The organism is Candidatus Omnitrophota bacterium (assembly GCA_028715415.1).
Lineage (GTDB): Bacteria > Omnitrophota > Gorgyraeia > Gygaellales > Profunditerraquicolaceae > JAQURX01.
Genome location: JAQURX010000014.1, coordinates 1 through 13,736, shown reverse-complemented (window position 1 = coordinate 13,736; position 13,736 = coordinate 1). Strand labels below are relative to the sequence as shown.

Annotated in this window: 13 protein-coding genes; all 13 read right to left on the bottom strand. The window is 39.6% G+C overall.

The features are described 5' to 3' along the window. Window positions 1-3: 3 nt before the first annotated feature. Window positions 4-1,260: a serine hydroxymethyltransferase gene (locus tag PHO70_06895; GenBank protein MDD5432690.1), complete on the bottom strand. Its 1,257-nt coding sequence runs from the start codon at window positions 1,258-1,260 to the stop codon at window positions 4-6. Next, window positions 1,248-1,709, bottom strand: a complete 462-nt coding sequence (rpiB, locus tag PHO70_06890; GenBank protein MDD5432689.1) for a ribose 5-phosphate isomerase B — start codon at window positions 1,707-1,709, stop codon at window positions 1,248-1,250. The genes PHO70_06895 and rpiB overlap by 13 nt, the downstream gene beginning before the upstream one ends. 19 nt (window positions 1,710-1,728) lie before the next feature. After that, window positions 1,729-2,790 carry an L-threonylcarbamoyladenylate synthase gene (locus PHO70_06885; protein MDD5432688.1) on the bottom strand — a complete coding sequence of 354 codons (1,062 nt, stop codon included), beginning with the start codon at window positions 2,788-2,790 and terminating at the stop codon, window positions 1,729-1,731. Continuing rightward, entirely contained in the window at window positions 2,790-3,272 is a 483-nt protein-coding gene (gene purE / locus PHO70_06880) for a 5-(carboxyamino)imidazole ribonucleotide mutase (GenBank protein MDD5432687.1), read from the bottom strand. Before purE ends, PHO70_06885 begins: the two co-directional genes overlap by 1 nt. Continuing rightward, entirely contained in the window at window positions 3,265-4,578 is a 1,314-nt protein-coding gene (purD, locus tag PHO70_06875) for a phosphoribosylamine--glycine ligase (protein MDD5432686.1), read from the bottom strand. The genes purE and purD overlap by 8 nt, the downstream gene beginning before the upstream one ends. Before the next feature lie 222 nt (window positions 4,579-4,800). After that, window positions 4,801-5,379, bottom strand: coding sequence for a hypothetical protein (locus PHO70_06870; GenBank protein MDD5432685.1), 579 nt, complete (start codon window positions 5,377-5,379; stop codon window positions 4,801-4,803). A 273-nt stretch (window positions 5,380-5,652) separates the two neighbouring features. Continuing rightward, window positions 5,653-6,531 (bottom strand): SPFH/Band 7/PHB domain protein, encoded by an 879-nt coding sequence (locus PHO70_06865; GenBank protein ID MDD5432684.1) that lies wholly within the window; start codon window positions 6,529-6,531, stop codon window positions 5,653-5,655. A 26-nt stretch (window positions 6,532-6,557) separates the two neighbouring features. Then, on the bottom strand, window positions 6,558-7,574 hold the full coding sequence (gene purM, locus PHO70_06860) for a phosphoribosylformylglycinamidine cyclo-ligase (protein MDD5432683.1): 1,017 nt from the start codon (window positions 7,572-7,574) through the stop codon (window positions 6,558-6,560). 19 nt (window positions 7,575-7,593) lie between these two features. Further along, window positions 7,594-9,057, bottom strand: a complete 1,464-nt coding sequence (purF, locus tag PHO70_06855; GenBank protein MDD5432682.1) for an amidophosphoribosyltransferase — start codon at window positions 9,055-9,057, stop codon at window positions 7,594-7,596. Window positions 9,058-9,060: 3 nt separating this feature from the next. Continuing rightward, complete coding sequence (locus tag PHO70_06850; GenBank protein ID MDD5432681.1) at window positions 9,061-10,467, bottom strand: amidophosphoribosyltransferase; 1,407 nt, start codon at window positions 10,465-10,467, stop codon at window positions 9,061-9,063. 9 nt (window positions 10,468-10,476) lie between these two features. Then, window positions 10,477-11,259: a phosphoribosylformylglycinamidine synthase I gene (gene purQ, locus PHO70_06845; GenBank protein MDD5432680.1), complete on the bottom strand. Its 783-nt coding sequence runs from the start codon at window positions 11,257-11,259 to the stop codon at window positions 10,477-10,479. 5 nt (window positions 11,260-11,264) lie between these two features. Further along, entirely contained in the window at window positions 11,265-11,924 is a 660-nt protein-coding gene (locus tag PHO70_06840) for a TIGR00730 family Rossman fold protein (GenBank protein MDD5432679.1), read from the bottom strand. Window positions 11,925-11,949: 25 nt separating this feature from the next. Next, window positions 11,950-13,736: AIR synthase-related protein (locus tag PHO70_06835; GenBank protein ID MDD5432678.1), on the bottom strand; the 1,787-nt coding region annotated here is incomplete at its 5' end.

The following is a 13,736-nucleotide window of genomic DNA, read 5'->3' as shown; positions in this document are numbered from 1 at the left end:
AAGTTAGACTTTTAACTCCGGATAAAGCGGAAAACTCTTTGTTAGTTTTAATACTTCTTGCCTGATCTTATTTATTTCTTCCAGATTATCCCTGTATTCTACCGTTCTATTGATTAACTCCGCAATTTTCCGCATTTCAGGTTCCTTCATCTTACGGGTCGTTACCGCGGCAGTTCCTAAACGAATCCCGCTGGTTGTTGCCGGCGTATTTTTATCAAACGGGATTAAATTCTTGTTTACCGTAATACCGGCGTGGCCTAAAACAGTAGAGGCCTCTGCTCCAGTTATGCTCTTCTTACTTAAATCAACCAAAGACAAATGGGTGTCTGTCCCACCAGAAACAATCCTGTATCCATTATCAGCCATAGCCTTGGCAAGCTCTTTTGAGTTTCTTACAATCTGCTCCTGATAAGCTTTAAATTCCGGGGTTAGCGCCTCTTTAAAACAAATTGCCTTAGCAGCAATAACATGCATTAATGGGCCGCCTTGAATTCCCGGGAAAACTCTTGAATCAAGTTTTTTTGCAAATTGCTCTTTGCAGATTATGAATCCTCCGCGCGGTCCGCGAAGAGTTTTATGTGTGGTTGATGTTACGAAATCAGCGAAAGGCACAGGATTTGGATGGATCCCTGCTGCAACAAGCCCTGCAATATGCGCCATATCCACAAAAAGAAGAGCACCGACTTTATCTGCTATTTCGCGGAATTTCTTAAAATCAATCGTCCTTGGATATGCAGAAGCCCCTGCCAAAATCATCTTTGGTTTATGTTTTTTCGCCAAGTCCAAGATAACGTCGTAATCCAAAGATTCTGTTTTAGGGCTTACTCCGTAACCTACGATTTTATAAAACATCCCTGAGAAATTATGCGGCAGGCCATGCGAAAGATGGCCTCCGGCGGATAAATCCATTGCAAGGACCGTATCCCCAAGTTCAAGCGCCGTAAAATAAATCGCCATATTTGCCTGTGTGCCTGAATGCGCCTGCACATTAACGTGGTCGCCTCCAAAAATTTTCTTAGCGCGTTCAATTGCAAGGCTTTCAGCCACATCCACATTCTCGCATCCTCCATACCAGCGCCTGTGCGGATAACCCTCGGCATATTTATTGGTAAAAACCGAGCCTTGTGCCTCAAGAATCGCCAAAGAAGTAAAATTTTCTGAAGCAATCAATTCCAGGTTATCTTCCTGCCTTACGATTTCTTTTGTTATCGCGTTATAAATTTCCGGATCGGTATTTTTTATATGTTTTAGAGATTCCATTTCTTTATATCCTTTTCTATTTTTTTAATCTGGTTAAGGCGCCTTTTATGCCTGCCGCCCTGAAATTTACTGGCCAACCAAACCTCTACAATTTTCTTCGCCATCTCAACGCTGGTAAAACCTGCCCCCAAAACTAACACATTGCTATCATTATGCTCGCGGGAAAGCTGGGCTGATAATTTATTGTAGCACAATGCCGCGCGCACGCCGGGGAATCTATTCGCAACAATTGAATTGCCGATGCCGCTTTTACAAATCAATATTCCCCGTTTAAATTTCTTTTCGGAAATTGCCTTGGCCAAATTACAGGCAAATTCCGGGTAATCACACCTATCTTCCGAATATGTACCTAAATCTTTTGCTTTAAAACCTTTTTTCTCTAAATAAAGCCTTATTTTTTCCTTTAAACCAAATCCTGCGTGGTCAGACGCAATAAGTATTGATTCCATAATCTTTGCCCTTTCAATCTCAAATTAAATTACTTACTCTTTGCACAGCTTCTTTGATTACTTCGTATGTTCCCTCGTAAAATTCCCGTGACTTGCCAATCGGATCTATAATATTCAAATCACTATCATCTATTTTAGCAAATTCCTTTAACAAAAACACCCTGTTTTTTACTTCAGGCGCAATTTGCAGGATCTTTTCTTCATGCCTTCTCTCCATAACTAAAATAAGGTCTGACTTCTTGACCATTTCTTTGGTTGCCCTCTGCGAATGATGCTCCGAAACATCCATTTTTTCCCTTAATAGTATATCGCAGGTGTGTTCAGTAGCTGACAACCCTCCCAAAATCATGATCCCGGCGGATAAGACTTCAACATCGCTCCTGCCTTTTTCTCTCATAATCTTGCGCAAAAGCGCTTCAGCCATTACTGAACGGCAGGAATTCCCCGTGCAGACAAAAAGAACTGTCTTTTTGTTAAGTTCAAGGTTGATTATATCTTCCGCAATTGCCCCTACCCTTACAACTTTAGGAGGAGTAACGCTAAAATCTACAATACTTGACTCTTTACCGATCTTCGCCTTACCTCCATCAATCGCCAAGTCAACTTTTCCGGATAAATCTTTTATAGCGCCTTGAAAATCTATCGGCGCTTCTAACCCGGAGAGATTTGCCGAAGGACAAGCTATCGGCACGCTTGAAGAAGAAATAATCTTAAGCGCTATTTCATTATCAGGCATCCTGATACCGATTGTCCCTTTGTCTTTTGACTTCAATATGATTGTTAAAGGCCCGGGCCAGAACTTATCAACAAGTTTATACGCACTTATGGGAACTGACCTTGAGAACTCTTCAATCTTTAGTTTATCACCTATTATCACTGAAAACGGCTTATCCTTGGGCCGTTTCTTAATCTCATAAAGCCTGTCTAACGCTTTTTTATTAAGCATGCTCGCGGCAATTCCGTAAACCGTTTCAGTCGGAATAATTACAAGCCCACCGCTGTTTATCACAGTTGAAGCTTCTTTGATAATGTACTCTTCCGGATTAACCGGATCAACCTTAACTATCTTTGTTTTATTCATTATGCTTTTATACGAATACTGTTTATCTTAGCCCGCATGGCTTTTTTGTAAACAATTAGCTTGGAATTAAGCTTTTTATCATTGATGCCTAAGATTTCTATAGCAAATAGCGCTGCGTTCTTTGCACCTGCTTTTCCAATAGCCATTGAGGCAACAGGAATTCCTGCAGGCATCTGAACCGTTGATAACAAAGAATCCAAACCCTTAAGGCTTGAAGTTTCAATAGGGATTCCGATAACTGGAAGTGTAGTGTGAGCTGCAACTACTCCGGCTAATGCAGCAGCTCCGCCAGCAGCGGCGATAAAAACTTTTACTCCGCTTTTTGATGCAGATTCTACATAAGAAGCTAATTCTTTAGGCGTTCTGTGCGCGGATAACACTTTTACTTCAAAGCTAGCTTTAAATTCTTTCAAAATATTAATTCCCTCTTGCACTGTTTCTAAATCTGACTGACTACCCATAATTATGCTAATTTTATTCATTTGTTCCTCCACATGCTTTTCTACCGATATCTTTCCTATAATGCATTCCTTCAAATTTTATCTTTTCTACCGCCTGATAAGTTTTATCAATTGCTTCTTTTATAGTATTTCCTAATCCGGTTACTCCTAAAACTCGTCCGCCACTTGTAATAATTTTTGTTTGAGACTTGAAACTTGCAACTTGCAACTTTTTAGTTCCAGCATGAAAAACCACGATATCTTTTAATTTTCCTGCTTCGCCTAAGCCGAAAATTTCTTTTCCTGCATCATATTTACCCGGATAGCCTCCGGAAGCTAAAACAACGCAAACCGCAGCTTGCTCATGCCATGACAAACCGCCTCTTTTTAATATAGTGCTAAGTTTATCTTCTGAGACTGCGAGCATTACTTCTAAAAGATCTGTTTTTAATCTGGGTAATATTGCCTGTGTTTCCGGGTCTCCAAAACGCACATTAAACTCTAATGTCTTAGGCCCATCTTTGGTAATCATAATTCCCGCGTACAAAACTCCTTTGTATACTATGCCTTCTCTAGCAAGGCCATCTATCGTGCGATGTATTACTTTTTCCATTATTTCATGCAATAATTCACCTGTTACAACCGGAGCAGGTGAATATGCGCCCATGCCGCCTGTATTTGGCCCTTCATCATAATCAAAAATTCTTTTGTGGTCCTGGGCTGAGGCAAGCGGAATTACGTTTTTGCCGTCTGTTATAACTAAAATTGAGGCTTCCTCGCCAATTAGGCAATCTTCAATTATAATTTTATTCCCGGCTGCCCCAAAGATTTTCTCAACTAAAATTGCCTCAACTGCTTTTTTTGCCTCTTCAATCGACTTAGCAACCACTACACCTTTTCCCTGCGCCAAGCCATCTGCCTTGATTACACAAGGAACACCGATTTCCTCAATATATTTATAAGCTTCATTCGGATTATCAAATATTTTAAAGTCAGCTGTCGGCACATCATACTTCTTCATTAATTCTTTGGAAAAAACTTTGCTGCCTTCCATTTGAGAAGCAGCTTTTGATGGCCCAAATATTCTTAATTTATATTTAATGAATTCATCAACTATGCCTTGGGCAAGGGCAGCTTCCGGGCCAACAACTGTAAGGTCAATTTTTTCTTTACGCGCAAACTCTAAAAGCCTCTGGATATCATCTGCTTTTATATCTATGCATTCGGCAATTTCAGCAATTCCGCCATTTCCCGGAGCACAGAATATCTTTTTAGCAAGATGCGACTGGGCTATCTTCCACACCAGCGCATGCTCCCTTCCCCCAGAACCAATGACTAAAATTTTCATAATATTCACTCTTGCTTTATGGTTTTTGCTTCCGGCGCTGAAGATTTTTGCCGTGCGCTGCGGTTTACTTCGTCGCTTCGGGTAGCACTATCTTACAGGATAGTCCTCCGCTCCTCGTAAATCCTTGCGCACTAATGTTAATAGATGTGCCAAAAATCTTCTAATGCGCCTACAGCAAAAACCATAAAGCTATATTACTAAAAAATAGAACCGTTCCCTTAATTACTTATTATTTTCCTTATAAACTATGCCGTATCGCTTAAACATCTTGTTAATTAATTCGGGCTTTCTAATTAAATAAACTCCTTTTGTGTCTATGCCATTCTTTCCTATGCTAAAATGCGTTACATATCTTCTGCCAGATGAATCGTTATATTCAAATAGTAAATGAATATCTGTCTGAGCATATTTTTGATTAAACATAGGCATAAAATATAACTTTTTCCCCGAATCGCTTAAAACTTTGTTACCATTTTTTTCAACAATATAAACATTGTAATCGATTCGTTTTTCCTGTTTTGAATCTAAATTAGCAATCTTGGTAGATTCAAATCTTAAATTAAAGATATCTTCACTCAAGTTAAAAGGCATTTTTGTAATCAGATTCAATGTTGATATCTCAATATTAAGAGCTGCCCTAGAACCTATATTCTTAGCAACAAAATAATTTTCATCTTTAACCCTATCGCCTTCTATTCTATCAAGAATAACTTCGGGTCTATCTTCCGGAGGCTTAAAATAACTAATTTTCTCTAATAAAAATTTAACAACATCCCAAAATATATTTAACCACCAAGGCATTTTAACTTTCCTTACTTCTAATTTAATGAATCTGTTGTTTGTTCGAGCGAATGTAGATTTTAGCCAAAGCAGCTTGAGCATTGAGGGAATCCCGATGCCGCGACCGACCGGGCGCGGCAATATCGGGATGGCGATGCTGTTCGAGCGCCGAGTGAGAACACGAGGCGCGAGTTCAGCAGCCACCGAAATGCGAAAGACCTTTGGCGGCCCCGCCAAAGGCGGGGCAAAATCTACCTGAGCGAGAAAAACGACAGATTCATTAAAAGAACAAATTTATTTCTTTGAATCTTCCTTTGTATCTCTCTTAAGCGGCAGGAAGCCTGCCATTTCACCAATTACATTTACTAATTCTGTGTTAGAAGGAACAACTATTTTCGCATTATTTGCAAGCGCATGTTCAACTGCTTCAAGCTTTCTTAATACTTGCGCGTTTCCTACAAAATAATGTTCTGCTGCTTCGTTTACAAGCTTAATTGCCTCAGCTTCACCTTCTGCCTGCAAAATTCTTGCCTGTTTAATACCTTCTGCTTTCTTAATCTCTGCTCTCTTCTGCCCATCAGCAGCGGTTTCTGTAGCTGTTGCAAAATCAACAGCAGCAATCTTTTCATTCTCTGCCTTAACAACCTTATTCATGGTTTCCTGAACATCTTTGGGCGGGTCAATTTCTTTTAATTCGGTTCTTACAATTTCAATCCCCCAGCTTGCAGTTTCTTCCATCAGCGTTCTATGTAATTCCGCGTTGATCTTGCCACGCTCACTATTTGCTGACTTTAAAGTCAAGGTACCGATAATATTTCTCAGTGTAGTCCGTGCGAGATTTACAATCTGATATTGATAATTATTTACATTATATATTGCATTCTTTACTTTCAGTTCTTCAGGAGTAACCTTAAAATAAACCTGCGCATCTACCTTTGCATTAAGATTATCGTTAGTGATAATTTCCTGCGGCTCAGCATCGACCATCTGCTCGGTAATATTTACCTGATATATATTCTCAATTACCGGAAAAATCCAATTAAAACCCGGATTGGCAAAACGGCTATACTTTCCAAACCTCTCAATAAGGCCTCTGTGTGTAGGACGAACGATTCTAATTCCTGATAAAAACAAAACTATTGCTATAGTTATTCCAAGATACATCCAATTCATGAAGCACCTCCTATTTAACTACCCTTTCAAACAATCTCAACTTCCTTACGACCCTTTATAACTTCACCAATAACCCAGCTTCTTAATCCGGAATTTGCTAAATTCTCAATTACCTTTGCAGCGTTTCCGGCAGGAACCATTAAAACCATGCCAATGCCCATATTAAAAGTATGGAACATTTCCTTATCATCAATATTCCCTTTATTCTGCATTAATTGAAAGATTTTCTGGACCGGCCAGGAGTTTTTCTTAATCCTGACATTCATATTATCCGGCAATATCCTTGCAATCTTGTCGTAAAAAGCCCCGCCTGTAATATGCGCAATCCCTTTAATTGCGCCTTTTTCACCGGAACCTAAAGCTTTGATTAAATCTAAAACCGGCTTTACATAAATCCGTGTCGGCCTAAGCAATTCCTTACTCATACGGACCTGCTCTTTTTCAGAAAAAACTTTTCTTACCAAAGAATAACCGTTGGAATGAATCCCGTTTGACTCAAGGCCGATAACTAAATTCCCAACTTCAATATCTTTGCCGTCAATTGCCTTACTTTTATCTACAGCTCCAACGCAAAATCCCGCTAAGTCATATTCTCCGGGTTTATACATCCCCGGCATCTCTGCAGTTTCACCACCGACCAAAGCACAGCCTGACTGGATGCATCCAATATTAATCCCTTTGACCACCTGGAGTAAAACATTCGGTTTTAATTTTGCAGAGGCAATATAATCAAGGAAAAAAAGCGGTTCGGCACCCGTGCATAAAATATCATTTACATTCATCCCCACCAAATCAATCCCGACAGAATCATGCTTATTGGCAAGTAAAGCTATTTTAAGTTTTGTCCCCACCCCGTCGGTTGAGGAAACCAATACCGGCTCTTTATATTTCTTTGAGTCCAGCGCAAAGAAGCTTCCAAACCCACCGATATCTTTTAAAACCCCGCTATTAAAAGAAGACCGCACTAAAGCCTTAATATTTTTTTTAAACTCGCTTGCCTTCTTAATATCAACCCCGGAATCTTTATAAGTTAATTTTTTCATTGCTCATCCTCATATATTTTTATACATTTAATTCGCCTTGCCCGCAGCAACGCAGCTCAAGCGAAAATTTACTATGCTTCTTTTCAGCAATTAACGGATATTTTCCCGTCCAGCAAGCAGTGCAATAGCTATTTTTCGGGCATTTAAAACAACTAAGCATACCCTCAAGGCTTAAATATCCCAAAGTATCAACCTCTAAATACTGGCGGATTTTTTCAATTGACTCATACCTATTTGCGATTAATTCATTTGAGCGATGAAAGTCAATCCCGTAAAAACATGGGAATTTATGCGCAGGGCAGGAAATCATAAGATGCACTTCTTTAACTCCAGCTTTACGTAAATTGCGCACACGGATCTTTGAAGTTGTCCCCCTTACAATTGAATCATCAACAACAATTATTCTTTTGCCTTTTAAGACATCCTTTAAAATATTAAATTTTACCTTTACACCCAAGTCTCTTGTGTCCTGCGCTGGTTGGATAAATGTCCTGCCCACATAATGATTCCTGATAATCCCCATTTCCAAAGGAATGCCGGACTCCTGCGAATATCCCATTGCAGCGGAAAATCCGGAATCTGGCACTGGAACAACAAAATCAGCCTCTATTGGATATTCTTTAGCAAGCTGTGCACCCAGCTTTCTTCTTACAGTATGCACTGTCTCGCCAAACACAATTGAATCCGGACGGGAAAAATAAATATGCTCAAATGAACAAAATGCGTGTTTTCCTTCCCGGTGGAACTCTTTCGGCTTAACTGATTTTAAACCCTTCTTATTTATAAAGACGATTTCTCCAGGCTCAATCTCGCGCACTAAATTTGCACCAATTAAATCAAGCGCGCTTGTTTCTGAAGCAAGACAAAGAGAATTACCCAGCTTACCTAAAACCAACGGACGAAAACCCAGAGGATCGCGCACGCCGATTAAATTATCATTATTCATCATCACCAAAGAATATGCGCCCCTTATCCTTCTTAAAGCATAGATTAAACTTTCCTCTAAATCGCGCGAACGCGCCTTTGCCATTAGATGGATAATCAATTCAGAATCTGTAGTTGTCTGGAAGATTGAACCGTGTTTTTCCAGATATTGGCGCAAAGAAAGCGAGTTAATCAAATTCCCGTTATGCGCAATACAAATTGAGCCTTTTGCGTAATCAATTAATAAAGGCTGGGCATTCTTTAAAACACTTGAGCCGGTCGTAGAATACCGAACATGCCCAACAGCCATGTCCCCTTTTAATCTATTCAAAACTTCTTCATTAAATACGTCGCTGACTAAACCCATATTCTTATGGATTGACAAAACTCCCTTATTATTTGAGACAATCCCGCATGCTTCCTGGCCTCTATGCTGCTGAGCATACAAACCAAGATAGGTAAGCCAGCTTGCCTGTTTATGATTATAAATTCCGAATAAACCACAATACTCATGCGGTGAATTATCTAAATCCTGCCTCACATATTTTTTATTCTTCATAACCTACTCTCTTTCGCTTGGCTCTTTGCCGGTCCAGCAATATAGGCACAAATCTTTCTTAGGCAGGCCAATTGCATTAACCATATCATCCAATTTCTGGTATTTTAAAGTGGTAACTCCCATATCATTGGCAATCCAATCCACCATCTTCTTGTGTTTTGCTGATTTCTCATCTAAATACGGGCTAGGATCATTTAATTCCTTCCCTTCAATTGCCTTTATCGCCCGACGGGCTGCCAATTCATTTAAAGTACGGGTTGAAAAATTAAACTTGCAGGGGAACATTAAAGGAGGGCAGGCAATCCTGAAATGTATTTCTTTTATCCCGCATTCTTTTAGCTTTTGAATTGTGTAATTCTTTAGCTGCGTCCCTCTTACTATTGAATCATCACAAAAAACAATTTTCTTATCTTTAATAATATCAGCAACCGGCAACAATTTCATCCTGGCAACCAAATCGCGCCTTTCTTGAGACGCAGGGATATAGCTGCGGTCAAAACCCGGAGTATATTTAACTAACGGCCTTCTATAAGGAACTCTTGATTCCATAGAATAACCAATCGCATGAGTTGTTCCTGAATCCGGAATGCCGGCGACAATATCAACTTTTACATTATCCCCTTTTGCCAGGCACTTTCCGCATCTTTCCCTAACCACTTCTACATTTATCCCCTCATAAGAAGAAGCGGGAAATCCGGTATAAATCCACAAGAATGAACAAATTTGACTACACTTATTGCTTTTCTTCTCAGTCTTCATCCCAGACTCATCCAGAAAAATTATTTCACCCGGGCCGACGTATTTTTTTATCTCAAAACCTAAATTACTAAAAGCCGATGTCTCGGAAGTAACTGCCCAGGCATCTTTATACTGGCCGATTACCAAAGGAGTATTCCCGCACTTGTCACGGGCGATATAAATTCCGTCTTTGTTCAACAAAAGCAAAGAACAGGCTCCTTTAATTTTTGAAAACATAAGTTCTATGCCGCCAACAATATCTTTTCCACAGATAATAAGCTTAGCAACTAATTCTGTCTGATTTACTCCGCCGTCGGTAACCTCACTAAAAGATTTACCTTGCTTAAATAACTCATCTGTCAACTCACGCGCGTTATCAATATATCCATTTGTAATAATCGCGAAAGGGCCGAATTTAGAATTTATTACAATCGGCTGTTCATCTTTCGCGCTTATTACGCCTATCCCTTTATTGCCAGACATTTTTAGATAATCTTCAAAAAACTTTGCCTTAAACTGGCTCCCTCTTATATCATGAATCTTACGCACTAATTCATCTCCCATTACAGCAAGCCCTGCGAATTGGGAACCTAAATGCGAGTGGTAATCAGTCCCGTAAAACAAATCTTCCATACAATTTCCCTTAGAAACAACTCCAAAGATGCCGCTCATTTTGGCTCCTTAAGTTTTAAAATATTCAACACCATTTCTAAAAATCTGTAACCCATCTGCCTCTTTATTCGCTTTTACTGCCGTCCATCTCGGATGCTGTTTAGAATCAATGTGCCTTTCTGGATGCGGCATAAGCCCTAAGATTCTTCCTGTTTCATCACAAATTCCGGAGATATTATCTACCGAACCATTGGGGTTTTCAGGATATCCTGAAAAATTTCCTTTTTCATTACAATATTGGAAAACCACCTGCCCGTTATTCTTTAATTTTTCTAAAACCGCCTTATCTTTTGTAACAAACTTTCCTTCTCCATGAGCAACCGGAAGATAAATTACCTCCGGTATATTTTTTGCCCATACACACTTGTGCCTTGTGTCTTGTGCCCTTAAATATACCCAACGGTCTTCAAATTTACCCGAATCATTAATGATTAAACTTGTATCTTGTTTTAATTCATCATTCCCGGGCAAAAACCCGCTTTTAACCAAAACCTGAAAACCATTACAAATTCCAATAATCAGTTTTCCGTCTTGGATAAATTTCTTTAAAGGTTCCGATAATTTTGTCCTTAGTTCATTTGCCAAGACTTTTCCCGAAGCAATGTCATCGCCATAACTAAACCCTCCGGGCAAAGCCAGAATCTGGTAATCCGAAAGATTTTTTTCTTTTGATATAAGATAATTTACATGCACCAATTCCGTTTCCGCTCCTGCCTTTTGAAAAGCAAAAGCAGTTTCCTTATCGCAATTTGTCCCTGCAGTCCTTAATACGCAAACTTTTGGTGTTGACATAATTTTTATGAATAGAACTTTTTAATTATCTGCACAACTTCCTTCGGATTATCCGTTACTTTAAAAATCCCCAAATCTTCTTTTATTATTGCGCCGTGCTTTAAAAGAGTGCCATGCATCCACTCAAGCATTCCTTTCCAATATTCCTTACCCATCAGGATAACCGGAAATTTCCCAATGCGGCCGGTCTGGATTAAATTTAACGACTCAAATAATTCATCCAATGTCCCATATCCTCCGGGCATAATCACAAACGCCTTGGCATATTTTACAAACATAACCTTGCGCACAAAGAAATAATGATAATCTAATAATGTATCTACGTATTTGTTTGGCTTTTGCTCGGTAGGTATCTGGATATTTAATCCGATAGACTTACCCTTGGCAAGCTTTGCTCCTTTGTTACCTGCCTCCATAATCCCTGGGCCGCTTCCTGTAATAATCGCATAGCCTTCTTTAGCCAAAAGATAAGCTGTATCCTGAGCTAACTTGTAATATTTATCGTGGTGCTTAATTCTGCTGCCGCCGAAGATTGAAACAGCCTTGCCCACAGAAGAAAGAACCTCAAAACCCTCGACAAATTCCGACATAATCTTAAACACTCTCCAAGTATCATCTTTAGTAAAATTATCCTCAACCTGATTAATCTTTTTGGCTTTACTCATCCTCTCTCCTGTTTTTTCTCTTTTATTACCAACGTAACGGCTTCTGCCACGCTTCTTTTAATTTCTTAATATCGGATTTTATACAAATCTCGCCATCTATGCCATAAACATTAAAATTATTATTTTTATTAACGCAGCCGATTAATCCGAAAGGAATTCCTTTCAAGGTTTGTTCAAATTCTTTTTGTTTCTCTTTACTCACCTCAACAATAAACCTTGAATTAGATTCTGAGAACAATACCGTATCATTGCGATTAACTTGTGACCTTGTGACCTTGTGACCTTGTGACTTCTGAAACGGAACTTCCTTCAAAAATACATCCATCCCCAAGGCGCCGGAAAAAGCCATTTCTGCACAAGCTACCGCAAGCCCACCGTCAGAACAATCATGCATAGCACGGATAAACCCTAAAGAAGAAGCTTTGCTAAGGCTATCAAAAATTGCTTTTGCTTTTTTCAAATTAACTTTCGGAACATTATTGCCAATTGCGCCTAAAATATCATAATAATGAGAGCCTCCGAGTTCATCAAAGGTCTCTCCAACAATATATAATAAATCTTCCTCTTCTTTTGCATACATTGAAACGGTTTTCCCTACATCATCCATAACTCCGATTGCAGAGATTAAAAGAGTCCCGGGGATGGAAAGAGACTTTTTATTTACTGTGTATTCATTATAAAGGCTGTCCTTTCCGGAAATAAAAGGAACTCCAAAGCCTTTTGACATATCATAACAGCCATATGCTGCTCTTACTAAACTACCCAGCCTATCCGGCTTATCAGGATTTCCCCAACAGAAATTATCTAAAATCGCTATCTTCTCCAATGAGCCACCGCTTGCAATTATCTGGCGCAAAGCCTCATCAATACAAGAAGCTGCCATCCAATAAGGGTCAATCAACCCAAAACGAAAATTAATTCCGTTTGATATAATGAGGCCCTTTGGGCTGTCCAAAAGCGGCTTTACCACCGCTGCATCAGACGGGCCGTCATTTGCAATGCCGCTAAGTGGTTTTAAAATAGACCCACCCTGCACCTCATGATCATACTGCCTTATAACCCATTCTTTAGAACAAGTATCATAATGAGAAAGTAATTTAAAAAGATATTCAGTTAAATCTTTCTTGCAGGAATTTTTCGGTTCTTTGTGTTTTTGGGGGATATAAACTGCTTTCTTCTCTGTTTTAGGGATGCCCTCATGCAGGAAATCCATATGCAGATTGCATACAAGGTTTCCTTCATAATAAAGTTCAAGCTTTCCGGTTTTTACAAACTCTCCGATTACGGTTGCTTCCACATTCTCTTTATCAAAAAGTTCAATTAACTCATTAATTTTATCTTTCGGCGCTGCTAAAACCATCCTCTCTTGGGATTCGGAGATCCAGATTTCCATATAAGAGAGGCCGGAATATTTTTTCGGGATTTTTTCCAAGTCAACCCTTGCTCCTAATTCAGCGCCCATCTCTCCAACCGCGCTTGATAATCCTCCTGCCCCGCAATCTGTGATTGCATTATATAAATTCTTATCGCGCGCCTGCAAAATGGTATCAGCCATCTTTTTTTCCTGAATGGGGTTTCCAATCTGCACTGCCCCACTTGAAACCGTCTCTGATTCATGGGTAAGCTCACCGGAAGAAAATGTTGCGCCGTGTATTCCGTCCCTGCCTGTCCTGCCGCCTACAACAACAATCAAATCGCCTTCTTTCGTCTCTTTAAAAGATTTATCCTCAGGCATAATCCCAACTGTGCCGCAATATACCAAAGGATTCCCCACGAATCGCTCATGGAAAAGAATCGCCCCGTTTACCGTAG